Annotated in this window: 26 protein-coding genes, 1 riboswitch and 1 other annotated feature; of the genes, 15 read left to right on the top strand and 11 right to left on the bottom strand. The window is 38.6% G+C overall.

The window, feature by feature from the left end:
• Positions 1–11: 11 nt before the first annotated feature.
• From ACFQIC_RS08865 to msrA, 4 genes are all read left to right on the top strand, one after another.
• Positions 12–584, top strand: coding sequence for a chromate transporter (locus ACFQIC_RS08865; protein ID WP_204709764.1), 573 nt, complete (start codon positions 12–14; stop codon positions 582–584).
• Entirely contained in the window at positions 581–1,114 is a 534-nt protein-coding gene (locus ACFQIC_RS08860; RefSeq protein ID WP_204709766.1) for a chromate transporter, read from the top strand. Before ACFQIC_RS08865 ends, ACFQIC_RS08860 begins: the two co-directional genes overlap by 4 nt.
• A 67-nt stretch (positions 1,115–1,181) precedes the next feature.
• Positions 1,182–1,871 carry an AIM24 family protein gene (locus tag ACFQIC_RS08855; RefSeq protein WP_204709768.1) on the top strand — a complete coding sequence of 230 codons (690 nt, stop codon included), beginning with the start codon at positions 1,182–1,184 and terminating at the stop codon, positions 1,869–1,871.
• Positions 1,872–1,969: 98 nt separating this feature from the next.
• Positions 1,970–2,094: riboswitch (SAM riboswitch) on the top strand.
• 120 nt (positions 2,095–2,214) lie between these two features.
• Positions 2,215–2,688, top strand: a complete 474-nt coding sequence (gene msrA, locus ACFQIC_RS08850) for a peptide-methionine (S)-S-oxide reductase MsrA (protein ID WP_204709770.1) — start codon at positions 2,215–2,217, stop codon at positions 2,686–2,688.
• A 123-nt stretch (positions 2,689–2,811) separates the two neighbouring features.
• On the opposite strand, the gene ACFQIC_RS08845 is transcribed toward msrA, so the two are convergent.
• The 3 genes from ACFQIC_RS08845 to ACFQIC_RS08835 form a co-directional block, all read right to left on the bottom strand.
• Positions 2,812–3,348 carry an RDD family protein gene (locus ACFQIC_RS08845; RefSeq protein ID WP_204709772.1) on the bottom strand — a complete coding sequence of 179 codons (537 nt, stop codon included), beginning with the start codon at positions 3,346–3,348 and terminating at the stop codon, positions 2,812–2,814.
• A 13-nt stretch (positions 3,349–3,361) separates the two neighbouring features.
• Positions 3,362–4,357: a signal peptide peptidase SppA gene (sppA, locus tag ACFQIC_RS08840; RefSeq protein WP_204709774.1), complete on the bottom strand. Its 996-nt coding sequence runs from the start codon at positions 4,355–4,357 to the stop codon at positions 3,362–3,364.
• Between the two features lie 92 nt (positions 4,358–4,449).
• The gene (locus ACFQIC_RS08835) at positions 4,450–5,004 is read right to left on the bottom strand and encodes a GNAT family N-acetyltransferase (RefSeq protein ID WP_204709776.1); all 555 of its coding nucleotides are present in this window, start codon (positions 5,002–5,004) and stop codon (positions 4,450–4,452) included.
• 118 nt (positions 5,005–5,122) lie between these two features.
• Here ACFQIC_RS08835 and ACFQIC_RS08830 point away from each other — a divergent pair, with 118 nt between their 5' ends.
• From ACFQIC_RS08830 to ACFQIC_RS08810, 5 genes are all read left to right on the top strand, one after another.
• Positions 5,123–5,383: a hypothetical protein gene (locus ACFQIC_RS08830; protein ID WP_390217041.1), complete on the top strand. Its 261-nt coding sequence runs from the start codon at positions 5,123–5,125 to the stop codon at positions 5,381–5,383.
• 951 nt (positions 5,384–6,334) lie between these two features.
• Positions 6,335–6,853 carry a DinB family protein gene (locus tag ACFQIC_RS08825; RefSeq protein ID WP_204709779.1) on the top strand — a complete coding sequence of 173 codons (519 nt, stop codon included), beginning with the start codon at positions 6,335–6,337 and terminating at the stop codon, positions 6,851–6,853.
• 19 nt (positions 6,854–6,872) lie between these two features.
• Positions 6,873–7,949, top strand: a complete 1,077-nt coding sequence (gene eutH / locus ACFQIC_RS08820; protein WP_204709781.1) for an ethanolamine utilization protein EutH — start codon at positions 6,873–6,875, stop codon at positions 7,947–7,949.
• An 89-nt stretch (positions 7,950–8,038) separates the two neighbouring features.
• Positions 8,039–8,677 carry a peroxiredoxin-like family protein gene (locus ACFQIC_RS08815; RefSeq protein WP_390217040.1) on the top strand — a complete coding sequence of 213 codons (639 nt, stop codon included), beginning with the start codon at positions 8,039–8,041 and terminating at the stop codon, positions 8,675–8,677.
• A 65-nt stretch (positions 8,678–8,742) separates the two neighbouring features.
• On the top strand, positions 8,743–9,639 hold the full coding sequence (locus ACFQIC_RS08810) for a DMT family transporter (RefSeq protein ID WP_204709785.1): 897 nt from the start codon (positions 8,743–8,745) through the stop codon (positions 9,637–9,639).
• Between the two features lie 11 nt (positions 9,640–9,650).
• Here ACFQIC_RS08810 and ACFQIC_RS08805 read toward each other — a convergent pair whose 3' ends face one another.
• From ACFQIC_RS08805 to argS, 5 genes are all read right to left on the bottom strand, one after another.
• Complete coding sequence (locus ACFQIC_RS08805) at positions 9,651–10,172, bottom strand: ribonuclease H-like YkuK family protein (RefSeq protein WP_204709787.1); 522 nt, start codon at positions 10,170–10,172, stop codon at positions 9,651–9,653.
• Positions 10,173–10,283: 111 nt separating this feature from the next.
• Positions 10,284–10,520 (bottom strand): hypothetical protein, encoded by a 237-nt coding sequence (locus tag ACFQIC_RS08800; protein ID WP_204709789.1) that lies wholly within the window; start codon positions 10,518–10,520, stop codon positions 10,284–10,286.
• A 298-nt stretch (positions 10,521–10,818) separates the two neighbouring features.
• On the bottom strand, positions 10,819–12,300 hold the full coding sequence (locus ACFQIC_RS08795) for an MDR family MFS transporter (protein ID WP_204709791.1): 1,482 nt from the start codon (positions 12,298–12,300) through the stop codon (positions 10,819–10,821).
• A gap of 399 nt (positions 12,301–12,699) precedes the next feature.
• Entirely contained in the window at positions 12,700–12,918 is a 219-nt protein-coding gene (locus ACFQIC_RS08790; protein ID WP_390217039.1) for a hypothetical protein, read from the bottom strand.
• Complete coding sequence (argS, locus tag ACFQIC_RS08785; protein WP_204709793.1) at positions 12,896–14,581, bottom strand: arginine--tRNA ligase; 1,686 nt, start codon at positions 14,579–14,581, stop codon at positions 12,896–12,898. Before argS ends, ACFQIC_RS08790 begins: the two co-directional genes overlap by 23 nt.
• 40 nt (positions 14,582–14,621) lie before the next feature.
• Positions 14,622–14,834: a binding site (T-box leader), on the bottom strand.
• A gap of 101 nt (positions 14,835–14,935) precedes the next feature.
• Here argS and ACFQIC_RS08780 point away from each other — a divergent pair.
• A complete protein-coding gene (locus ACFQIC_RS08780; protein ID WP_204709795.1) occupies positions 14,936–15,553 on the top strand; it encodes a DUF421 domain-containing protein in 618 nt (205 codons plus the stop codon).
• Positions 15,554–15,623: 70 nt separating this feature from the next.
• Here the strand turns inward: ACFQIC_RS08780 and ACFQIC_RS08775 are convergent, their stop codons facing one another.
• Positions 15,624–16,157 (bottom strand): hypothetical protein, encoded by a 534-nt coding sequence (locus ACFQIC_RS08775; protein WP_204709797.1) that lies wholly within the window; start codon positions 16,155–16,157, stop codon positions 15,624–15,626.
• 75 nt (positions 16,158–16,232) lie between these two features.
• Here ACFQIC_RS08775 and ACFQIC_RS08770 point away from each other — a divergent pair, with 75 nt between their 5' ends.
• From ACFQIC_RS08770 to ACFQIC_RS08755, 4 genes are all read left to right on the top strand, one after another.
• On the top strand, positions 16,233–16,577 hold the full coding sequence (locus ACFQIC_RS08770; protein ID WP_390217038.1) for a thioredoxin family protein: 345 nt from the start codon (positions 16,233–16,235) through the stop codon (positions 16,575–16,577).
• A 316-nt stretch (positions 16,578–16,893) separates the two neighbouring features.
• Positions 16,894–17,736, top strand: a complete 843-nt coding sequence (gene proC, locus ACFQIC_RS08765; protein ID WP_204709801.1) for a pyrroline-5-carboxylate reductase — start codon at positions 16,894–16,896, stop codon at positions 17,734–17,736.
• A gap of 124 nt (positions 17,737–17,860) precedes the next feature.
• A complete protein-coding gene (gene proB, locus ACFQIC_RS08760; RefSeq protein WP_204709803.1) occupies positions 17,861–18,994 on the top strand; it encodes a glutamate 5-kinase in 1,134 nt (377 codons plus the stop codon).
• A 93-nt stretch (positions 18,995–19,087) separates the two neighbouring features.
• Positions 19,088–20,350, top strand: a complete 1,263-nt coding sequence (locus ACFQIC_RS08755) for a glutamate-5-semialdehyde dehydrogenase (protein WP_204709805.1) — start codon at positions 19,088–19,090, stop codon at positions 20,348–20,350.
• A gap of 194 nt (positions 20,351–20,544) precedes the next feature.
• Here the strand turns inward: ACFQIC_RS08755 and ACFQIC_RS08750 are convergent, their stop codons facing one another.
• A complete protein-coding gene (locus ACFQIC_RS08750; protein WP_204709807.1) occupies positions 20,545–21,504 on the bottom strand; it encodes a nuclease-related domain-containing protein in 960 nt (319 codons plus the stop codon).
• A gap of 144 nt (positions 21,505–21,648) precedes the next feature.
• Between ACFQIC_RS08750 and ACFQIC_RS08745 the strand changes: the two genes are divergently transcribed.
• Complete coding sequence (locus tag ACFQIC_RS08745) at positions 21,649–21,969, top strand: DUF3817 domain-containing protein (protein ID WP_204709809.1); 321 nt, start codon at positions 21,649–21,651, stop codon at positions 21,967–21,969.
• 19 nt (positions 21,970–21,988) lie between these two features.
• On the opposite strand, the gene ACFQIC_RS08740 is transcribed toward ACFQIC_RS08745, so the two are convergent.
• Positions 21,989–23,089: an NADH-dependent flavin oxidoreductase gene (locus tag ACFQIC_RS08740; protein WP_204709811.1), complete on the bottom strand. Its 1,101-nt coding sequence runs from the start codon at positions 23,087–23,089 to the stop codon at positions 21,989–21,991.
• Positions 23,090–23,298 lie beyond the last annotated feature (209 nt).

The following is a 23,298-nucleotide window of genomic DNA, read 5'->3' as shown; positions in this document are numbered from 1 at the left end:
AGGTGAAAGATATGCAACAATGGAATCTCTTCCTTGCCTTTTTTAGAGTAGGGATATTTGGGTATGGAGGAGGCCCCTCCTCTATACCTCTAGTTCATAAAGAAGTCGTTGAAAAATATAAATGGATGTCGGATGATGATTTTGCTGATGTCCTTGCCCTAGGGAATTCGCTACCAGGTCCTATTGCTACAAAAATGGCAGGTTATATTGGTTATAGGGTTTCAGGTATTGTAGGAATGATTAATGCAATTCTAGCTACGATTATACCATCTATCACGATTTTAATTCTGCTATTAACATTCTTAAATAGCTTCCGTAATCAGGCTTGGGTTAATGGAATGACTCAAGCTGTTGTTCCTGTAGTAGGAGTGATGTTAGCTACCTTAACGTATGATTTTCTGAAAAAGTCTAAAGCAAATCTCGGGATATGGATGACCATCATTTTAGGTTTAGCCTCACTACTATTAATTGAGTGGGTGGGTATACACCCCGGAATTGTCATTTTTGCCCTATTACTGTTTGCCTTACTAAGGCCGATGAAGAAGTCTGGTACACAACCTAAAAGTAAGGAGTCTTCCCTATGATTTACTGGAAAATATTCGTAGCATTTTTCATCCCGGGAATTGTTGGTTATGGTGGGGGGCCTGCTTCGATTCCGCTTGTAGAAAATGAGGTGGTTGGCCGATTTGAATGGTTATCTGTGAATGAATTTAGTGAAATGTTAGCGATGGCTAATGCCTTGCCGGGTCCTATTGCTACAAAGATGGCCGGTTTTATTGGTTATGAACAAGCTGGATTACTTGGTGCTTTTATTGGAGTATTTGCGACAGTCGCCCCTTCTCTTATTCTTATGATCGCCTTACTTAGTTTGTTAAATAAGTTTAAAGGATCACCACGTGTGAAAACGATGACAGCGTTGATCCGTCCGTCTATCGCTATTTTGTTAGGTGTAATGGCATATCAATTTTTTCAATCATCCTATGTGTCAGCGGGTATGCTTCAAACTATTTTTCTAATTGTGGCTAGCTTCATTCTTTTGGAAAAAGTGAAGGTACATCCTGCATTCGTAATTGCGGGCTCCCTACTATATGGGGCTGTTTTTCTTGGAAGATAGTTGATTGAAACATTTTGCTCATCCCTTTCGTATATAAATAAATACAAGAATCGAAAGGGGACTTTTTGTGAGCAATTATTCTATTGATGAATTCATAAGACAGACGAAACAAGATGCAACAGAAAATGACTATTTTGAATTAGAAACACCGCGTATATTAGAAGTTAATCTAATGGATCAAGTATGGGCCAAAGCAGGCTCGATGATATCTTATAATGGTGGAATAAAGTTTGAACGCGAAGGGGTACTAGAGCACGGTGTTGGACGAATGTTCAAAAAGGCGTTTTCTGGTGAAGGCAGTTCTCTTATGAAAGCCTCAGGAACCGGTCGATTATACTTAGCGGATCAAGGCAAAAAAATTACCATCTTTGATTTAGACAATGAATCGCTCACAGTGAATGGAAATGATTTATTAGCTTTCGAGCCAGGGATAAACTGGGACATTAAATTAATGAAGAAAGTTGCGGGGATGATGTCGGGGGGATTGTTTAACGTGACGTTGGAAGGCAGTGGAAAGGTAGCTATCACTTCCCACTATGAGCCCCTTACGTTACTTGTTCGTCCAGGGGATTCAATTATAACTGATCCTAACGCTACCGTAGCTTGGTCTGGCCATTTACAGCCGGAATTCCGCACAGATATTAGTTTTAAAACGTTTATTGGCCGTGGTAGCGGAGAGTCGATTCAAATGGAATTCAAAGGTGAAGGATTTGTTATTGTCCAACCATTTGAAGAAGTGTACACATCAGGTAAGTGAACATTATAAATATTTTTTAAAAAAATGAAACATTCATCTTTACTTCGAGTTCAAAACGTTGTACTATATATAATAACTTAAAAATTAATAACGGAAACTTCTTATCCAGAGAGGCGGAGGGACTGGCCCTTTGATGCCCGGCAACCATCGATTCAATCTTTATTGATTGAAAAAGAACGGTGCCAATTCCTGTAGAATGGTTAAACATTCTAAGAGATGAGAGGATCGTACGGAATATTACGACCCCTTTTCTTATACTGGATAAGAAAAGGGGTCTTTGGTTTATAAAAACCGTCAAACTCTCTTAGGAAGAAGTTGCGTTAACAAGAAAGGGAAGATGACAATGGCAACAGCAATTTTTGGAGCAGGATGTTTTTGGGGAGTCGAAGCTTTTTTTGAAAGATTCGAAGGAATTAATCATACAAGAGTTGGATATATCGGGGGACACTTGCCAAACCCTACTTATGAACAGGTGAAAACTGGAGCCACTGGACATGCAGAAGCTATACGTATAGAGTATGACCCTAATATTATAACGTATGGTGGACTTGTGAATATCTTCTTTGAAGCTCATGATCCAACTTCAAGAAACAAACAAGGGATTGATGAAGGTCATCAGTATCGCTCTGCAATTTTTTATCAGGAAGAAACAGAAAAAGCTATCAGCAACGAAAAAATTAATCAGTGGACAAATAAAGGGATATTTAAGCGTCCAATTGTTACAGAAGTTACACCTGCCAGTACTTTTTATGAAGCAGAAGAGTATCATCAAAAATATTCACAAAAGAATGGATCCTTTGCTTGTGGGATCGGTTAATTGAATTAAATTAAATCTTTCCTTTAACGAGGAGAGATTTTTTTGAGTTTATAGGAATAGTGAATGTATGGAAAATGAAAAATCCAGCACCTCTTCTAGTCAAGGTGCTGGATTTCTAAATTTTTAATCCAAGGCCGAGTTAACTTCTCGATTTAACCGTTTCATTTTATCTTTGATTACAGAGGTATCGGCAAATAAATCATGAATACCTTGATGTTTTCTTGTGAAAATAACAACGAGATATGGCAAACCCAAAACAGCCATACTGATGTACCTTCCGATAAGTTCTCTAAAGATAATTTGACTTGTAGAGAGGCTATCACCTTTTAGCGATTCAACAGATAAACCTAAACTCATTTTTCCTAGTGTGGCTCTAAAAAAGAAGGTCATTAAGATGAAGTAGAGAAAGAATACAAGGGATTGAGTTATATTAGCTGCACTTAACAGGTCGATCCAAAGCTTAGCATCCGATAAGTTCGTTAATTGGAGTAATGGTCTTGTGATGATAGAATTCAGGCTCCAAATGACGAGAAGATCAATGATATAAGCAAAGAACCGAGGAATGAAACCCGCATATACGATACGGTGAATTTCATTTAAGTTCGCTGTCACAGCCTTGTTTAAATGGTTCGGCGTTTGTGTTGATTCTACTGTATCCATCTAATCTCCTCCTTTACTCTGAATACATATACATCATTCTAGGACCTTGGCGTTTTTCAATCATTTTATTAACCCATTTAATTTCACTGTTAGGTAGGAAAGATGTTACGTCAATTGGGATACCGAATAGTCTTTCACCACTCGGACTATACTCAATGATTTCGGGATTGTTACCTATTTCTTTTTTCAGTGCATTTAAGGCATCTTCCTCAAAACCAATGGTGTCAACTAGCCCATTTTCAACGGCTTGTTGTCCTGAATAAATACGACCGTCGGCAATATCTTTAACTTTGTCTTCTGTCATATCTCGGCCTTCGCTAATCACATCAACAAAACCTTGATAAGATTCGTCAACAAGTGTTTGCAAAATCTCTCGGTCTTCTTCAGTCATTTCTTTGTTAGGGCTCATAATGTCTTTAAACTCGCCGCTTTTTATAGTATTGAACTTCACGCCGTATTCTTCAGCTAGTTCTTCATAATTCACACTTTCCATGATGACCCCAAGAGAGCCTGTAAATGTTTCTTTAGATGCAAAGATTTGGTCAGCTGGAGTTGATATGTAATATCCTCCTGAAGCGGCCATTCCTCCCATAGAGACATATAGTTGCTTATTCTCTTCTTTAATTTCTTTTAATTTATCATGGATTTCTGCACTTTCAAACACTCCTCCACCTGGAGAATTAACGTATAAAAGAACACCTTTGATGGTAGGATCTTCTTTAATAACTTCTAATTGCTCAAGAAGGTCCTCATGATTATATCCTTCACCGCTAAAAATATTTGAGCCTTGTCCGCTCATGATTGTTCCCTCAACGGATAGACGTGCAATACGTTTTGAGGACGATCCACTTTCTATGATTTCTTCTCTTGGACCTTCAACTTTATTTGAGAACATTCCTTGAGAGGTTTCACTGAAAGTATTTGATGTTAGAAACCCAATACTTTGTATGAGAATACCGATTAGTAATAACCCACCGGCAATTCCAATCGCTACAAGTCGCTTCGTCATTTGCATCTGTCCTTTCAAATAGTCTTTAAGTATCAATCGTAGCAAAAAAACAGTTAATATTATATAGATGAAGAAATGGATTTCACACAGGTTTAACTTTTAGATGAATCTTTTTTCAATTTTAGGTGATCATGCCATTCAGAACATAGGATGCTCATTTCAATTAAGTTCCAATATTCTTTATCAAATTTACGATGGTCCCTAAGCAATCCGTCCACTTGGAATCCAACTTTTTTGTACGTTTTTACAGCAGGTTCATTAAAATCAAACACACCTAAAGTTACCTTATGCAATTTCATATCCTGAAAAGCTACTTTTAAAATTTCTTCCATCATAAGTAAACCAAAACCTTGTCCCCGTGCATGATCCCCGACTAATACTTTCCCGACTCTTGCGGAGTTATTTTCAAGGTCGATATTTTTTAAAGCAATATGTCCAATAGTTGTATTAGTACTATGCTCGATCACCTTATAGACCAGCATATTGGAATTATTTTGGTTTGCCCCTTTAATATACTCATACAGTTGCTCATGTGTAAGAGGATAAGTAAAGTTAGGACCAGCCCACTTTAACAAAAACTCTGGGGAACTGACCCAGCTAATTAATTGAGCAAAATCATGTTCAGTAAAAGCTTGTAATTTAATCATTGTTTATTCCACCTTTCTTATAATGCTTGACGGAAACCAATAAAAACTATGTAATGAATCTATAAATTTAAAATGAGGAAGAAGGATAACTATTGAATATTATTATATACTTTGTGTTATGGCTTTGACGATTCTAACAGCTTGTGGGCAAGAGATGAAAGAAGTTGATGTATCAGATGGAAGGGTTTCTCATGTGCTCTCTATTCAAAAAGTGGAGAATAATAAGTCCTCAGATAGTTTAAGGGCATTACGGCGAAATGCCGAAGATAATAAGGAAATATTAGATAAAATCGATGGAATGGAAATTGAAAGAAAAGGTCAGGGAAAGTTATTGGAAAAACTGGAGTCACAAAATACGTATGTATATAGTTTCTCTTAAGATGATAACTTTACATCGGGTACTAATCCTGATTATTCTTTTGCTATACTAGAAGATGGGACTTTTTTAATGCCAGGTAGTTCAACAGATGGAGGAAGGATCAGTTATCAATCCACTGAGCAACATCCTGAATTAATGAATGAAATAAATGATAGTATAGATATTACATTTTAACTATGTTGAACAAAAAATATTGATTTCTTTACTAGGAAAATTGCTTATATTATTACGTTTAGCCCCAAATTGTGGAAGACTCAGCTTCGAGAGATTCCGGTGGTTTCCGTTACAAAAGATGGCGTTTGAAGGTCCGGGAAATCAGTCGCTTTCCGTGGGCATGTGGTGAGTTTCCTCAGGCTACGCCTTGCGGGATCTCACCGATCATGTTCATCCCAGCTCTTACGTTTTATAGGACGAAGGCTACATCTAGTTCATCAATCACATCGGCGTTATCCAGCTCCAGCGCCTAGCGGCTAGTGAGACTTCCCTCGCTTCTGTACGATAAGTCAACATCGAATCACGATGTTCTTCGTGTTTCCTTTATCTCCGACAGCTCAGTCCAGTCCATACGCCGCTGACCAAGGCGCCTCCGCTTTTAAAGGAGGAGTCTCGCAATTTCCCGGACCTTCTTGCTTTCGTGAGGAGAACGGAAGCATCGGATACGCTGCTTTAAGTGAGCAGAATGCCGCATACGTGAGAATTGTGTTGGGTGAATGGGGTGGTTTTGAAACGACGAGACACCACAGGGAGGCCAACCGAGGAGGTGCCACGTTCCCCGCAGGAAAGCGAGTTATTTCCCCGATCACCTTCTCCTCATACCGAAGACGGAACAACCACACAATCATCTCGGAATTGAGTCTTCAACAATCCTGTCTTTAACGGAATAATTTCAAATAGGAGATCCCATCTAATTTTAGAAATAGTTTTACAAGATGGTAAGGAGGGGCAATTTGCATGGTTAAATATGAAATTGACCAAATGGATGGTTTTTCAAATAAAATAGGTGAATTAATTTTCATGTTGGAGCATACTCGAATAATTACGAAAAAAGAAGTTTCATCATTAACTATTGATGAGTTAGACAAAGTTGATGAAGAAGATGGGAATTCTATCGGGGCTCTGCTTATGCATATTGCAGCGATAGAAAAAGCACATCAGCTTATCTCTTTTGAAAACAGAGATTTTAATACGGAAGAATGGAAACAGTGGGGAACTGCTATTAACTTAGGAGAAAATGCTAGAAAAGAAATCAATAATCATCCTGTTACATATTATTTGAATCTATTAAACGAAGTTAGACAGAATACTTTAATTAATTTGAAAGAAAAGAGTGACGGTTGGCTCTATAAAAAAAGTGTTTGGCCAAACGGTGTCTCTTATAATCAATACTATTTATGGTTTCATGTGATGGAAGATGAGATTAATCATCGAGGTCAAATAAGATCACAAATAAGAAAGATAAAAAATAGTTAAGTAGTTGGGAGGTGTTTACATGTGGCTTAACGACGCAATACTCATTGTTATGGCAACCTTTATGGTAATCGGAGCTCTTGATTATACTCTGTTACATAATCGATTAGGATTGGGGGATCGATTTCATGAAGCTTTCCTAATGATGGGACCACTCACATTAACTATGGTAGGAGTGATTTCATTAGCTCCTGTTATTTCTAAAGGTTTATCCCCGCTAGTCACTCCTGTGTTTGAATGGTTTGGAGCAGATCCCGCTATGTTTGCTTCTATGATTCTAGCAATTGACATGGGTGCCTATCCTCTATCGGAAGCATTAGCGAATAGCGAGGAAGCGGCTGTTTTTTCATGGGCTTTTTTAGGAACGATGATGGGTCCAACGTTAGTATTTACCATCCCAGTTGCTTTAACGATGCTTGAAAAAGGGGATCAATCTTACTTTGCTCGCGGAATATTAATTGGTTTAATTACCATTCCAGTAGGATGTATAACAGGTGGGGCAATTGCAGGATATGAAATCTTATGGATGGTTCGTAATTTAATTCCAACGGTCCTCTTAGCTATTTTAATAGGAATTGGGTTGTGGAAATTTACGAAGATGACAATTGTTATCTTTTCATGGTTTGGCAAGGGGATAGAACTAGTAATTATGATAGGGTTAGTTTCTATTATTATAGAAACCCTCACAGAATTCACGATTATTCCAGGAATGGCTCCTTTGAATGAAGGAATAATTATCGTAGGTCAGATTACTGTAACGCTGGCAGGTGCTTATCCACTTGTCGCTTTCATAAATCAGCGAGGGGCAAAAGTTTGGGAACGGATGAGTGGTCGTTTAGGTGTTAACTCCATCTCTATGGCAGGTTTTATTGCGTCTTTAGCTCATCACTTACCCATGTTTGCAACGATGAAAGATATGAACCCTAAAGGAAAGATTATGAATTCGGCATTTGCTGTAAGTGGTGCTTTTGCGATTGGTAGTCACATAGGTTTCGTTGCAGGAGTAGAGAAAGACGTCATGGTAGCTGTTATGATTGGAAAATTAACAGCAGGTGTTTTAGCTGTTTGGATTGCATGGTTTACAACGGATAATGATTGATTATGTGAGCGTTTTATTTCAATCGATTAAAGCAGTCTATTATACTTGAATTATTCAATTAAAAAGGGGTTTTTCATGTGAAGACTGAAATGAAAGAACGTTACAATGAGTACATTGAGAAGTTCAAGCAAACAGCCTCTGATGATGTTCAACAGAAAATGAAAAATGCCATCGAAGATTTGCAAAATTCTAATGGTGGAGAAGGTATTCGTAAAGGAAACAAGGCACCAGACTTCTCTCTGCCTGACCCTAATGGAAACCAAGTTAACCTCTCGAACCAACTCAATGTTGGACCAGTTATACTGACATTTTACCGTGGAGGTTGGTGCCCCTATTGTAATATGGAACTTCGAGAATATCAGCAAGTTCTAAATGAGATTCATGAGGCCGGTGGGGAACTAATTGCAATTAGTCCACAAACACCAGATCATTCTCTTAGCACTTCTGATAAAAATGCACTCCAATATCATGTGTTGAGTGATGCTGGTAATAAAATAGCTCGAAAGTATAACCTAGTGTACCCTTTGCCAGACTACCTTATTGATATTTATAAAGATAAAGGACTAAATGTAGATCAACATAATGGAGATGAAACATGGGAACTACCTGTTTCAGCAACCTATGTGATTGATAAAGATGGAACGATTATCTATGAATATACAAAGGCAGATTATAAAGACAGAGCTGAGCCATCAGATGTTTTAGAAGTACTAAAGCAAGCAACTTAGGTTTTATAGACACACCCTTCTCAATTAAGGAGGGTGTGTTTTACTGACAAATGAGGTGTACATACATGAGATTATATAGTGCGTTAGTAGGGTTGAGCCTTATCTGGGGGCTGTCCTTTGTTTTTATTAAATGGCTGGTTGATCCAATCGGAGTATGGGGAACTGTTTTTTTGAGATGTTTGGCAGGAGGTCTTATCCTGTTACCTTTTTTATGGGCAAAAAGAAAATCAATAGTTCGTCCGATCCCTTGGAAGGCGTTACTATTTGTCGGCATTTTTAACGCTGGTGTCCCATGGGGGTTTATCGCTTGGAGTGAAACTGAAATACATAGCAGCACTGCCGCTGTAATGAATGCATTAACACCTATTTGTACAGGATTGGTAGGCTTTTTATTTTTTTCTATCGTTCTAAAAAGAAGACAGTGGGGTGGGATAGTACTAGGTTTCTTTGGTATTTTAGTATTGATGGAGTTTAATATTGTAGAGCTTTTTAATGAAAGCTTTATTGGGATAGGCACAATGATTCTCGCAACCATCTCCTATGGGGTTGCGTCTCAATTCACCAAGAGGCATTTGCAGGAGACTGGGGTTATCCTCATCACAACATGTTCACTCTTTATTGCAGCGTTTGTTGGTTTGATTGGGATGCTGTTTACGGGTTCTGTTTCTAGAATAAGTTGGGACTTATTTAGTGAACCGCTTGTTTGGTTATCTATTATTGGTCTTGGTTGTTTTGGATCTGGGATAGCACATTTATTATTTTATTATATGGTGAAAAGTGGTAGTGCAGAGTTTGCTACTTCTGTAACTTATTTGATCCCGGTTACAGCGATGATTTGGGGTTATGTGTTGCTTGAGGAACCGATCACGAATTATTTAGTCTTAGGTTTGTTGATTATATTTATTGGGGTATATTTGGCTACAAGGAAACCTAGAAAAGGAAAGATCGCTTCGAGTGTATAAAGAGGGTTAATTTATTTTGTATATTTATTTGCGTAACCACTTGCTGTTATCGAATGAGGTTTAATTTTTGGTTCAAATCCTAATGATTCAATTCGTCCAACCATCTCGTTTACATAGGCCCGTGTTTTATTTCTTTCTCCAGAACCGATATCAATATGCCCTTCAACGGTAAAGCTAGCATTCTGATAGATGTTTGGAAGAATAATTTCAATAAGTTGATCCATTTTGTCTTTGGTAAATAGGGAAGCAACTTCTTCTGTTAAGGTCGTTTCATAAGAAATTCGCTCATGTAATACTCTCATCTTGCGTGGGATTATTTCTTTATGGAAACAAGCCCAGGCTCCTTTTCCAACTCTATGGATGACGATCCCAGTAATAAAGCGCGTATGATCAGTATGGATTTGTGAATCGGTGCCTAGCATCAGCTTATAATTCCCAAGGGGATCATCTTTCATAAATGATGTAATATGAGAAAAAACTTGTTCAAAGTTCATTTGACTATACGTAATATTTTGAAATGAGATAGGTTTCATTTAAAACGCCACTCCTCAAAATTGGGAAGAATATCCCCTTTTTATATTCTATTCAACTTTATGTATAGGCGTGTGTAAATTATGAAAAAGGACGGCCGAAGCCGCCATTCCTTAAAAGATGAAGATCCAAATAAGTAAGATCGTCATGGAAAATGTAATGCTGTAGATGATCGTTAATATACGTATACTGGAATCTTTCCCTTGTCGGCCCTCTTTCAAGCTTGTTAAATCTGCTTCATGGGAGTCCTCTTCATTTTCTTTTTTTGTCATTTGCCTTGCTACACTAATGGTACCAACTAATGCAATAAGGCAAACAATAATAATAATTGCATAATAAATAGGATACATAAGACCATCCTTTCTTAAACATCAGATAAAGCACCGTTTACGAGAATACTTAATACTCGATAACTAAGTCTTAAAGAAACGGGCCGTATTGTAGAAGACTCGATTCCGAGATGATTGTGTAGAGATAGGGGCGTTGGGGAAAGTGAGTGATTTCCCGGATCTTCTAACGCCAACCTTTGCAACGGAAACCACCGGAATATCTCGAAGCTGAGTCTTCCGTAATCTGGGGTGTTAGTTAAATAAGCCCAATGGTTCGTTACTTAGAATTTTAACACGTTTTGGGATGGCCTGGTATCAATTATGAAGTTGTGTTATCAGCTAAGTCCATAGGTTGTGCTCGTTTAATAAATAATGAAAGTATGAATCCTACAAGTGCTACGGTAAATGCCACGAAGTAAACGAGTTCAACACCCGAAACGGTAGCCTGGGCAATTGCACTTTCAGAAGTGGGGTTGCTCATATTTTGTAACTCTGTATCTTTTCTATTGGTCATAATACTAATGAATACGGACACGCCAATAGCTCCTGATACTGGCTGCAAAGTGTTCATTATGGCAGTTCCGTGTGGATACAGGCGCTTAGGCAGCTGATTAAGCCCATTTGTTTGAGCGGGCATCATGATTGCCGATACTGATAGCATTAGGAACATATAGCTGATAATAATAAGGTATATTGGCGTGTTCTCACTAACTAGACTAAGTGAGAACATTGTAGCTGTCAAAACTGCAGCAGCAGGAATGATTAATTTTCTAGGCCCGAATTTATCAAAAAGTTTTCCCATGACAGGGGACATCAGTCCATTTAATAGAGCACCTGGTAACAAAATAAGTCCCGCTGTTGCAGCAGATAAGGCAAGTGGTCCTTGCATATACATAGGGAGAATAATTTCTGATGAAAACATCGACATCATAACAATAAGAAACATGACGAGTGCGATCGAAAACATTGGATATTTAAAAACCCGCACATCTAAAAGCGGATCTTCAAGTTTTAACTGTCTGAAGGTGAAGAAAATGAGGGAGATAATCCCTGCTAAAATAAAACTGAATACCTTAGGTTCAAGAAATCCCGCTTCTCCTTCTCCTGCAAAACTAAAACCTAAAACAACTCCTCCAAATCCGACGGTGGAAAGTAAAATAGAGAGAATATCGGGTTTCGGATTTGTGATTTCCCCGACATTTCTTAAATACTTATAGCCAAATAAAATAGAAAAAACGGCGAATGGAAGTACAGTAATGAACAAAAACCTCCATCCTAAATGTTCAACAATGAACCCGGACAATGTCGGTCCAATAGCAGGAGCGAACATAATGACAAGTCCAATTAGTCCCATAATTGACCCACGTCTTTTGGGTGGGAATATAAGTAAAAAGGTGTTGAATATAATCGGGATTAATAATCCGGTACCAATGGCTTGAATAAGACGTCCTGTAAGCAAAACACCAAAGTTCGGGGCCATCGCACAAATAACTGTTCCAATCGTGAAAACCGTCATGGTTCCAATAAACATTTGCCGAGTGGTGAAAGTTTGCAGCATCAAGGCTGATACTGGAATTAGAATGCCCATTACGAGCATAAATCCAGTTACCATCCATTGAACGATCGGTGCAGTAATACTAAATTCATCCATTAATGTTGTTAGTGCAATATTAAGCAATGTTTCATTAAGGATAGCAAAAAAAGCGCCAATAATTAATGAAAACATAACAGGCTTCACATTAAAATTTGGATCTTCTGATAAAAACTCGTATTCTTCTTCCCCTGTATGATTCGAATCCATATAAGTGAGTCTCCTTTGTGTATGTAATTACAATAGACTATTATATAGGAAAGAACTCGCAAATATGTAGTGTATTGCTCAAAATTAGAGAAGAGACTTAATGGAGCAATTTCTAGTTAGTTAACGATTAACTCGTCGATCAGATTTTAGGTGAAGACGGTGTTCTTGCATAAATCGATCTTCTTCTGCCATCTATTCATGCCAAAGCAGGAGGGAGCTGAGTCGTAGTCACACTCAAGACCACGTGCTAGTCGCTTATCCCGAGGTCAGTCCGACCCAAATTAGTAAGCGAGCATTTCATTTCTTGTACTGTAACAGCCTTCAATAATAATTCGATCACTTGGTTCAATGACGTACCACTCCGCAAGCTTATCCTCATTCTAATCATAACGTTGACAGTTAAGCCTTTTCCCTTTGTGAAAAAGGCTTAATAACTTGTTTGAATACACGATGCCAATGAAGAAGGTGAGTGAAAATCATCCATACGCACAATGGTAGACTTGTTTGCTGAGTAGCAATCTCTAAAGTAAGAATAGTTTTTCTAGAGCCACCAAAACCTTCGATACCGATAAGTGTAAATCTTTTCTGCTCTTTGCTACATTCTTTTAGGTGCTTCAATTCCAAGTAATTCAAGGCCTTTTCTAATAACGAGTGAGAAGCTGTATACAAGGGTTAAACGGGAGTCTAAATGGTTGTCTTCGTTTAATATTTTCACACTTGCGTAATATTGATTGAACCCTTTTGCTACATCTAAGAGGTATTTGGCTATTTTACTAGGGTCATATTCTTTGTATGCTTTTTCAACAATCTCAGGGAACGAGCGTAGTTGTTTAATAACAAGCCAGGCTTGCTCATCGTTGAGAGCGGGTGTTCCTGAATTTATCTCAAATCCACCTCTATTAAGAATCGATTGGGCACGGACATATGCATATTGCAAGTATGGTGCTGTTTTGCCTTCAAAGGTGAGCATGTCCTCTAGAGAAAATTCTACGTCATTGCGTCGATCATGTTTGAGATCATGAAAAATAACTGCTCCTACTCCCACTTGTCGTGCAACGTCTTCCTTGTTTTCTAGAGAGGGATTCTTCTCCTCGATATTTACTTTCGCACGATCGATCGCTTCTTCTAACACCTTTTCTAGTAAAATTGTCTTGCCTCTTCGCGTAGACATTTTCGATCCATCTTGCAACATCATCCCAAATGAAATGTGTTTTACATCTTGGGCCCATGGGAAGTTAAGTTTTCCAAGAACATGCTTAATTTGCTCGAAATGGAGCGATTGCTCATGACCGACTATATAGAGGGCTTGATCGAAGGTATAGTTTTGGTATCGATCAATGGCAGCTGTTAAGTCACGTGTCGCATAAATGGTTGTACCATCACTCTTTTTAATTAAGCAAGGAGGTAGCCCTTCCTCATCCAAGTGGACAACTTCGGCTCCTTCGGAATTTGATAATAGAGAATGTTCTTTTAACAGGTCCACGGTAGCTTCCATTTTATCATTATAATAAGCTTCTCCTCTTGTAAGGTCGAACTCGATACCGAGCAGCTGATAAATTTTATTGAATTCTTCAAGTGATGCATCCTTAAACCATTTCCAAAGTTTTAATGCTTCAGGATGTTGTTGTTCGAGCTTCTTAAACCAATCACGTCCCTCATCAATCAAGCTAGGATCTTGTTTTGCTTCTTCATGAAATTTCACGTAAATCTTTGTTAATTCAGCAAGAGGGTTGGAACGAATAAGTTCTTCATCTCCCCACTTTTTATAGGCTGCTAGAAGTTTGCCAAATTGAGTGCCGTAATCTCCGATGTAATTTATTTTTACAGTCTCATATCCACAGTTTTCTGCTAAATTCGAGAGAGCATTTCCGATCACGGTCGAACGTAGATGCCCCATGGAAAAAGGTTTTGCGATATTAGGGGCTGATAGGTCGAGTACCACCGTTTTCCCCTCGCCGAAACTATGTTTGCCGTAATCCTCTTGCTCGGTTAGAATTTTTTTAAGCGTGTGTTCAGCTATCAAGCTCTGGTTAAGGAATATGTTAATATATCCTCCGGTTGGTTGTACGCGCGTAAATAAATCATGCTTCAAACGCGGTGCAAGTTCGCTCGCCAAGTCTTGAGGCGACTTACGAAAGGTTGGTGAGAGTTTGAAACAAGGGAACGCCATATCTCCCATTTTTTCCTGCTTCGGGGTTTCGATAAGGGAATAGACCCATTCGCGGCTGAATTCTTCTCCTAGAAGTTGTGATAATTGTAAGGCGAGAACGTGTTTTTCCATTGATATGCCTCCTTTGTAATATAAAAAAACCTCGTCTCATTGAAGAGACGAGGTTATAGCTCGCGGTGCCACTCTTATAGCTAAATATTAGCCACTCGAAGTTGATAACGGGGGTCATCCCCGACCTAATCCTACTTTTGTTTCAGACTGGCTTCTCGAAAGTCCGTTTCACTTGTAAATGGCTATCAGGCTTCCACCGTCCCTGAATCGCTTGGAGCAATTTATAAGCTACTCTCTTCGTCATTGAAATTGGTATTGAAATGATTATAGCGAAATCAAGTTACGAATGCAATAGAATTTTGTATATGTAGAGATGGATATGGAAAGCTAAAAAGAAAGATAGGAGGGATACTGTTGGAATGGGACTGGATATGGAAAGCTATTTTAATTATATTGGTTGGAACTTTTCTTTTAAGAATGGCTGGAAGAAAGTCGATTTCTCAGATGACCTTAGCACAAACAGTGATCATGATTGCGATTGGTTCGTTATTAATTCAACCTGTTGCAGGGAAAAATATTTGGGTTACGTTTGGTGTGGGTGCTGTTATAGTTCTTACATTAATACTCATTGAGTTTACACAGGTGAAAATTGATGCATTTGAAAAATTATTTACAGGACAGTCAATCTCTTTAATTGAAAATGGTGTGATAGTTGAGAAGAACTTGAAAAAGCTTCGATTCACTGTGGATCAACTGGAAATGAAATTGAGGCAGCAAAATGTTTCTGCTATTAGTGATATCCAATCAGCAACCCTTGAACCTAATGGCCAGGTAGGCTATGAATTGAAAGAGGATAAAAAACCGGCAACTAAAAAAGAAATTAATGATTTGAAATTTGAATTTATTGCTTTAAAAGAAGCGTTAGGGTCAAATAAAGCGAACCAACAAGTACCTAGTCCCCCTGGAGAGAACATATTTAAAGAGGTAGAGAACAAAGGCCATACCAAGACACCACCTGATAACCTTAAGTAAGGAAAACAACGGTTAGTTAAACATAGGAGAAGGTGATGGTATAACCTAAGCCTTTTACATAATAGAAGTTTTATGACGAGTTTCTTCTATATAAATAAATAGAACTATAGCTCGTTTTTGATTCTACAGGCCAGATAAATGCAGGTTTCCACTTAGGCATGGCAAACGCATTAGAAATTAAAGTAGTTTTTGGCTGAATTAATTTTTCTTGTAAACGTTCCATAGCTTTTGGGTACAAATACGTATATAAAAGATCGTATTTTGATAAATCTTCATTCATAAAATTTGCTCGTTTGATTGTTAAGTTGGATCTGGGTTGTACCATCTTTCTGATAAACAAAATGACACATGGAACTGAGGCCGTTTCATACGCAACCACTTTGGCTTTAGGGAATTCTTTAGCTAATGAAAAAGCCATAGTCCCAAAGCCTGCCCCTAAGTCAGCAATCGAATTCGGGTCAAGGGGAGTGGCTAGCTTTATGGCTGCAATTCTTTCTTTTCCTGTAGAAGGGGTGGGAGTGATCCCATTTTTAGCGGAATCGATTAGAATTAATAGGATAATTAGAAGTAACATAAAAAATAAAAATATACCGAATATGCTCATGTGGACGTTTCACCTCTCACCTAGTATAAATCATGAAGGCTTTTTGAGGGAAGAGATAAGAGCTTAACTGGTACTATGAATGATGAGGTGATTGTTGTGAGAAAAGCTCATTCATTAGAAGCTGTTCAGGAACATGTTCAAAAAGAAATGCTATCACTCGTTTATATTTCACAGCCAGGCTGTTCTGTATGTCATTCCTTATTGCCACAAGTGGAGGAATTACTTGAGGAATATCCTCGAGTGTATCCGCTTCATGTCGACTCAGAAGATGTAAAAGAAATTGCTGGTGAGTACACGGTGTTTACGGTACCCGTTGTCATGTTATTTTCGGAAGGGAAGGAGCTCTTGCGAATGGCCCGGTTTATTCCTATAGGTGATCTTAATCAAGAGCTAGCGAAATATAATCACTTAATACAATAGTTCGTTTAAAAGGCTTTCTCAGTTGAGGAAGCCTTTTTCTTAATAACTAAATTGAATGAATATTCAGATTACAAGAGACGTTTTAGTCGTTGTTTTTAAAGAAAAATAATCTCCATTTAAAAGCGTGTGACGTCATTATTTCCGATGAGAGTTCATGAAATGGATATAACTCTCCATGAAAACGCTTACGCTCATTAATTGGACAATATAGGCATGACATGTATTATAACCCTTGATATAGATTTCACTAGTGTTATGATGAAACACGTGTTGTAAGAAGCGAACAAAAAATACGAACGGGAGAGATGTCACTCAAATGATAAAACAGACGATTGCTTTTCTAGGTGCAGGTTCAATGGCTGAAGCTATGATTTCTGGAATGGTTGAATCTGGAAACATTCCTGCTCAACAAATAATTGTCACAAACAGACAAAATCAAGATCGTTTAAACGAGATTCAAAATAAATATGGTGTACGCACCGTCTTAAAAGATGACTTAAACTATTCTGAAGTAGATCAATTCATTTTGGCTATGAAGCCAAAGGATATTGATGCGGTACTTGAAGATTTAAAATATAAAATCACCCCAAACCAAGTTCTTGTTTCTGTTCTAGCCGGTATTTCCACCTCTTATATGGAAGAGCGATTGAACGATAAACAACAAGTGATTCGCGTAATGCCTAACACATCAAGCATGTTAAGAGAATCAGCAACAGCTATTTGTCCAGGTCAATATACACAAATGGATAACGTAATTGTTGCAAAAGAATTACTACAATCAATCGGTAAAGTATTTGTTATCGATGAAGAAAATATGGATGTCTTCACAGGAATCGCCGGAAGCGGTCCAGCTTATTTCTATTATTTAATGGAAAATATCGAAGAAACTGGAAATGCAGAAGGTATGGATCGTGAAACATTACGTGAAATTGGTGCACAAACATTACTAGGAGCAGCTAAAATGATGCTTGAACGTGATGAAAGTCCAACTGAACTAAGAGAAAATGTTACTTCACCAAATGGAACAACAGCCGCTGGTCTTGAAGCTCTTCATCAGTCCGGTGGAGGAGAAGCAATTTCTGATGCAATTAAAGGTGCAGCTAGTCGTTCGAAAGAAATGAGTAAAGAATTAGAAGGATTACTTGTTGGATCAAAATAAGCATTGCATATTAGCAGTATGACTCTATTAAACTCACAATAATTGAAGTGAGTCTTACTGTAGCTTTATCTAAATAAATTATGAACAAACTCATAGAATAAAAAGTGGAAATAGGAGTGGTACATTGGTTAACGACACGAACAATAAACGTGTAGTTATTAAAATCGGCAGCAGTTCATTAACAAGTCTTCACGGGGAAATCAGTCGCCGTAAGCTTGAAAAACTAGTAGATGAAGTCGTACGTCTTAAAGACGATGGTCACGAAGTATTGTTAGTCTCCTCAGGGGCAGTAGCAGCAGGCTACCGTAAATTAGGTTGTTTGACACGCCCAGAATCTTTACCCGAAAAACAAGCAGCAGCATCTATTGGCCAAGGTTTACTAATGGAATCTTATTCTGATTTATTCCTATCTCATGGCTATATGGGATCCCAAATCTTAATTACGCGCAGCGACTTTTCTGATGAAGACCGTTATAACAATGCGCGAAATACGATCAATGTTTTATTGGAACGCGGAATTATTCCAATTGTTAACGAGAACGATACGATTACTGTAGATCGACTAAAATTCGGTGACAACGATACGCTATCCGCGAAGGTTGCTGGACTAGTTGAAGCAGACGAATTGATTATCCTTTCAGACATTGACGGACTATACGATGCGGATCCTAGAAAAAATGAGGATGCTCAACTTCTCGATACAGTCCACGAAATTACTCCGGAAATCGAAGCAGCAGCTGGAGATCCAGGCAGCTCTGTAGGTACAGGAGGAATGAAGTCGAAACTTGATGCCTTTAAGATTGCGATGGCTTCAGGCATTTCTTCCTTCTTAGGAAAAGCAGGTACAGATCAAATTGTCTATGATGCCGTCTATAGAAACGCAGTAGGAACTTACTTTGAACCAACTTCAGTAATTGAAGACTTGGATCAAAAGAAACAGTGGATTGCCTTTAACTCCGGACCAGAAGGTGAAATTACCATCGACCACCGTGCCCGCAAAACCATTGTTGATATGAAAGAAAGTCTATTACCAATGAACGTACACCACGTAAATGGCCGTTTTAAGAAAGGTGCCGTTGTTCATATTAATGATTTAACAGGAGAAGAGATTGGTCTTGGAATAGTCAATTACTCATCAAAGCAGTTGGAACAAATGATTGGACTTACAGATCCAGAACTAGAGTCTTATGAAAAGGCAGCAATAGATAGTAAAGACTTAGTCTGCAATCTAGAAGTAAAGCTACCAGTTGGTGTGTAAGGAACGGAAGACCTGTTAGCGAAACGAATTTGAAAACCAAAGCTATTATGCTCCCACATCGGGTGAGCACCCAAATTTTATAGGAGGTCTTGGATGACACTTACAAAAAGTAATGTGAACGTTGAGGAACAAGCGATCAAAGCTAAAAAAGCTTCAAAGAAACTTTTGGTACTTTCAGAAAGTGAAAAAAATGAAGCATTAAATCATATAGCAGATGTATTGGAGAAAGACTATGAAACAATCTTACAGGCAAACGAGAAAGATCTAGCGAACGGAAAAGAGCAAGGGTTTTCTGATGCGTTTATGGATCGTTTATCTCTATCGAAAGATCGTATTGCCGATTTTGCTAGCGGTTTACGTGAAGTAGCGAAGCTTGAAGATCCAACAGGGAACATTCTTTCAGATTGGACGTTAGACAATGGCCTTCAAGTTGAACAAATCACTGTACCTCTCGGCGTAATTGGTATGATCTACGAAGCCCGTCCTAATGTGACTGTGGATGCTACAGGTCTTGCACTGAAATCTGGAAACGCGATTGTGCTAAAAGGCGGATCTTCTGCGATTAACTCAAATAATGCGATTGTTGAAGTCATGCACAAAGCTTTAGCTGAAACAAAGATTCCTCAAGAAGCGGTTCAGTTTATTGCAAGTACAGATCGTAAAGCTACAAATCAACTTTTCACTATGAAAGAGCATATTGATGTATTGATTCCTCGTGGTGGCGGCAAACTGATTAAGGCTGTTGTTGAAAATGCAACGGTTCCTGTTCTTGAGACAGGCGTTGGTAATTGTCACGTTTATGTAGATAAAGAAGCTGATGTAGAGAAAGCAATCAACATTCTTGTCAATTCAAAAACGCATCGTCCGGCAGTTTGTAATGCTGCTGAAACGCTAATTGTTCACGAAGACTGGCTTGAGAAAAATAGTGCGGTATTAGTTGAAGCATTGCAAGAGGCTGGAATTCACGTCCATGGTGACGAAAAAGTTATGAGCGTTATTCCTGGTTCAGTTCTTGCAGAAGAAGATGATTGGGCTAATGAATATTTAAGTACAGATATTGCTGTAAAAACGGTGAGTGACTTATCTGAAGCAATTGCTCATATCGAAGTTTATGGCACGAAACACTCTGAAGCGATCGTAACTGAAAATGCTGATAATGCTCGAACATTTTTAAGCCTTGTTGATGCAGCAGCTATTTATCACAATGCATCTACTCGCTTCACTGATGGGGGAGCGCTAGGATTTGGTGCAGAAATCGGAATTTCCACGCAGAAGTTGCATGCTCGTGGACCGATGGGACTGCCGGCTCTAACTACAGTGAAGTTCTTGATGAAGGGTAATGGACAGATTCGATAATATTTAAGGGGAGGGGAAGCAAATTGCTTCTCCTTCTTTTTTTGTGTTTCCGGCGGGAGGTGGGAGGTAAGGGGGATGAGCTAATTGTTCCTTTGTTCCTTATCTAGCTAGGATTATTCCCTAACTGTTGATTATTGTTCCCTAACTCTAAATAATCGTTCCCTATCTCATTAAGATTGTTCCCTAACAGCTAATTATTGTTCCCTATCCCAATTTATAATGTATTTGCAATCTTTTGTGGAGCCTGATTTAAGAGGGAAGGTATCCGAAAGTAAACGCCAAGCTACTTTTCGTGATCTTAAACAGGCAAACCTCCTAAATTCTGCATTTGTAATCTCATTGCCGAATAAAACCTGATAATCCTTCAGAGTCCGCAAATGAGCGTTCTTCGATTTCATCCCACAATGAGGGCATAACCAATGCTCTCGCCTGCGATCCATTCGAAAACGAGAACAATTTTCGCATTGAACTCCCATAATTAAATCATTCATAGAGAGAGCGTATTTTTCCATTACTAATTTCTGATAAGGAGTGTTTTCAGTTTTCAATCGGGAAACAAGTTCCGACATTTCATCCTCTTTGAAAAACTCTCGGTGGTTAGTGGAGAAGGCAAATTCATAGATAGCAGGAATGATGCGTTTTGCACGAACAATCCTATTTTTCCTGTCGTTTAAATCACTGCCTTGGGTTTTGATCACTGTTTTAGGATTTGTAATTACCACAAACGAATGAATCGGTACTTCTGGAAAATCGTATCTTCCAAGCCAGCGAGTTAACTGCAAAGATTGATGCTCAACCTGCAAAAATGGATCTGGAAAGATATCTTGATGATCATCAATTTTCCGAAATAATTGATTATGGTCAAAATCAAAAGTCAGCTCCCCTTTGAAGTTCTTTACTTCAAGGATGAGCAAAAATTCTCTCGTCACAACTAAAGCATCAATTTGAAAATAGCTGATCCCATCAAATAGCTGGAGGTCTAGCATTACGTGGTAGTTTTCTTGAGTGATATATTGAAGGAAATGATCGGTGGTTGTTTCTCCAAAATGGCCGGCTGACTGTTTGAGCAATTGTGTTTGGATATCGCTTCGTTTAAAATGATCCTGGAGCATGCGGGTGTGAAGCACTTCGAGTTGGATATGTTCTGGTGTCATATTTCTTTTTATAAAGCATCACTCTCTTTCGGTTTTGCTTATTAATAGGATGGGGACCGGGGTCTTCTTTTTATTATCGCACCACAAAATATTTCGGTCTATGTTAATTTATAGTTTTGAGAGTTAAGAGGGAGGTTCAATTGTATGAAACTTAAACCTATGCAAGGCTTTCGGATTGCGGGATTAATAGAAGGGGGATCGCTTCTACTTTTGGTATTGATAGCGATGCCTTTAAAATATTTAGTGGGAATTCCTGAAGTGGTAAGTGTTGTTGGAGCTCTACATGGGTTTTTGTTTATAGCGTATCTACTAATTATAGCGTACACGACATTGAAGATCCGCTGGTCGTTGAAGTGGATTGTTAGTGCTATTGTGGTTGCTTTTATTCCATTTGGAAACCTTTGGTTAGATCATCAGATTAAGCAAAAGTTTTTAAAATACAAGCCTGCTCTTTTGCTAAAGTAGCAATTAAGCAGGCTTGTTTTTATTCTTTCACAGGAATCCAGTTTGGAACACTCATAATATTAGTCCACATAGGTTCAGGTATGATAACTTCTTCCTTTTTTTCTGGATCCATCTTTGTCTGTACGGATTCTTCGCTTTTAACTTTCTGTATCCAGTCGGGATCAATTAAAAGTTCTCGGCCTAGGGAAACGAGTGGAACGGTTTCTAGGGATTGTTCCACTTGTTCAGCAGTGTAAAGTGAACCAACGCCCATTACGGGAACTTGGTGACCCACTCGGTGCTGGATTTGTTTAATTACTGGCGTTGTCGCATTCGCATCTCTCATTGAACTTTGTTCGAATTTTGACAGAGAAATGTGTAGGTAGTCTAGATCTTGTGTTGCTAGCACATCTGCAAACTGTAAGGTATCATCGATTGTAATACCTGGTTGTTCGCGTTCTTCTGGAGATAGACGATAGCCGATAATAAATGGTTTGTCCGCATGAACTGTGACTGCTTTTTTTACGGATTCTACTACAGCAAGTGGAAAATTCATACGATCTTGAACATCTCCACCCCATTGGTCGTTGCGACGATTGGAATGGGGAGAAAAAAACTGTTGAAGCAAATAGGTATTCGCACCGTGAATTTCAACGCCATCAAATCCTGCTTCAATTGCACGACGTGTGGATTCACCAAAATCAATAATCGTTTGTTCGATTTCATCTTCCGTCATTGCGCGTGGAGTTTTTGCTCCTTCACGCTCAGCGGGAATTGCGCTTGCACTGACCGTATCGTTATCAGGTACAAGGTGGGGTGGGCACATGCGACCCCCGTGATAAATTTGGATGATCGCTTTTGAGCCTTGTTCATGAATGCTAGCAGCTAACTTTCTTAAACCAGGGATCAGTTCATCTCGATCGATACCGATTTCACCTTCAAATCCTTTTCCTTGGGCGTTAACATTGGCGCATGCGGTTAGGACTGCTCCAACGCCGCCGGAACGACGAGCATAGTAGTCAAGTTCCTTAAGGGAAACTGAACCGTCCTCATTTGATAAAAAGTTTGTCATAGGTGCCATTAGGACGCGATTTTTTAATTCAACGCCCGATGGCAATATATATTCGTCAAAAATTTTCATAAGTATTCCTCCTCCAATTTCAATAGCTTACCACTTTAACAAATAGCTGTCTTACAAAGTGCTTATCAATTATACAAGAAAGAAGTTAGTCGCAATTATCCATATAAAAGGGATGGGCAGTATTATTGAAAAAATTCTAACGGTTTTCAGATAATAATCAGTAAAAAGTAGTTTTGTCATGTTTTTTGTGGGGTATTTACTTACTATAG

Source organism: Halobacillus seohaensis (assembly GCF_042663045.1).
Taxonomy (GTDB): domain Bacteria; phylum Bacillota; class Bacilli; order Bacillales; family Halobacillaceae; genus Halobacillus_A; species Halobacillus_A seohaensis.
Note: the sequence above shows the minus strand (reverse complement) of the source record. Positions and strands in the feature narration are given on the sequence as shown.

What these genes read in the sequence shown, in the direction of transcription:
- ACFQIC_RS08775 (WP_204709797.1), bottom strand. Translation starts at nt 16,157, where the DNA reads ATGAGCATATTCGGTATATTTTTATTTTTTATGTTACTTCTAATTATC.
- ACFQIC_RS08830 (WP_390217041.1), top strand. Translation starts at nt 5,123, where the DNA reads ATGGCTTTGACGATTCTAACAGCTTGTGGGCAAGAGATGAAAGAAGTT.
- proC (WP_204709801.1), top strand. Translation starts at nt 16,894, where the DNA reads ATGATAAAACAGACGATTGCTTTTCTAGGTGCAGGTTCAATGGCTGAA.
- ACFQIC_RS08805 (WP_204709787.1), bottom strand. Translation starts at nt 10,172, where the DNA reads ATGAAACCTATCTCATTTCAAAATATTACGTATAGTCAAATGAACTTT.
- ACFQIC_RS08865 (WP_204709764.1), top strand. Translation starts at nt 12, where the DNA reads ATGCAACAATGGAATCTCTTCCTTGCCTTTTTTAGAGTAGGGATATTT.
- sppA (WP_204709774.1), bottom strand. Translation starts at nt 4,357, where the DNA reads ATGACGAAGCGACTTGTAGCGATTGGAATTGCCGGTGGGTTATTACTA.
- ACFQIC_RS08845 (WP_204709772.1), bottom strand. Translation starts at nt 3,348, where the DNA reads ATGGATACAGTAGAATCAACACAAACGCCGAACCATTTAAACAAGGCT.
- msrA (WP_204709770.1), top strand. Translation starts at nt 2,215, where the DNA reads ATGGCAACAGCAATTTTTGGAGCAGGATGTTTTTGGGGAGTCGAAGCT.
- eutH (WP_204709781.1), top strand. Translation starts at nt 6,873, where the DNA reads ATGTGGCTTAACGACGCAATACTCATTGTTATGGCAACCTTTATGGTA.
- ACFQIC_RS08800 (WP_204709789.1), bottom strand. Translation starts at nt 10,520, where the DNA reads ATGTATCCTATTTATTATGCAATTATTATTATTGTTTGCCTTATTGCA.
- ACFQIC_RS08815 (WP_390217040.1), top strand. Translation starts at nt 8,039, where the DNA reads ATGAAAGAACGTTACAATGAGTACATTGAGAAGTTCAAGCAAACAGCC.
- ACFQIC_RS08810 (WP_204709785.1), top strand. Translation starts at nt 8,743, where the DNA reads ATGAGATTATATAGTGCGTTAGTAGGGTTGAGCCTTATCTGGGGGCTG.
- argS (WP_204709793.1), bottom strand. Translation starts at nt 14,581, where the DNA reads ATGGAAAAACACGTTCTCGCCTTACAATTATCACAACTTCTAGGAGAA.
- ACFQIC_RS08745 (WP_204709809.1), top strand. Translation starts at nt 21,649, where the DNA reads ATGAAACTTAAACCTATGCAAGGCTTTCGGATTGCGGGATTAATAGAA.
- ACFQIC_RS08860 (WP_204709766.1), top strand. Translation starts at nt 581, where the DNA reads ATGATTTACTGGAAAATATTCGTAGCATTTTTCATCCCGGGAATTGTT.
- ACFQIC_RS08740 (WP_204709811.1), bottom strand. Translation starts at nt 23,089, where the DNA reads ATGAAAATTTTTGACGAATATATATTGCCATCGGGCGTTGAATTAAAA.
- ACFQIC_RS08795 (WP_204709791.1), bottom strand. Translation starts at nt 12,300, where the DNA reads ATGGATTCGAATCATACAGGGGAAGAAGAATACGAGTTTTTATCAGAA.
- ACFQIC_RS08750 (WP_204709807.1), bottom strand. Translation starts at nt 21,504, where the DNA reads ATGACACCAGAACATATCCAACTCGAAGTGCTTCACACCCGCATGCTC.
- ACFQIC_RS08755 (WP_204709805.1), top strand. Translation starts at nt 19,088, where the DNA reads ATGACACTTACAAAAAGTAATGTGAACGTTGAGGAACAAGCGATCAAA.
- ACFQIC_RS08835 (WP_204709776.1), bottom strand. Translation starts at nt 5,004, where the DNA reads ATGATTAAATTACAAGCTTTTACTGAACATGATTTTGCTCAATTAATT.
- ACFQIC_RS08825 (WP_204709779.1), top strand. Translation starts at nt 6,335, where the DNA reads ATGGTTAAATATGAAATTGACCAAATGGATGGTTTTTCAAATAAAATA.
- ACFQIC_RS08770 (WP_390217038.1), top strand. Translation starts at nt 16,233, where the DNA reads ATGAATGATGAGGTGATTGTTGTGAGAAAAGCTCATTCATTAGAAGCT.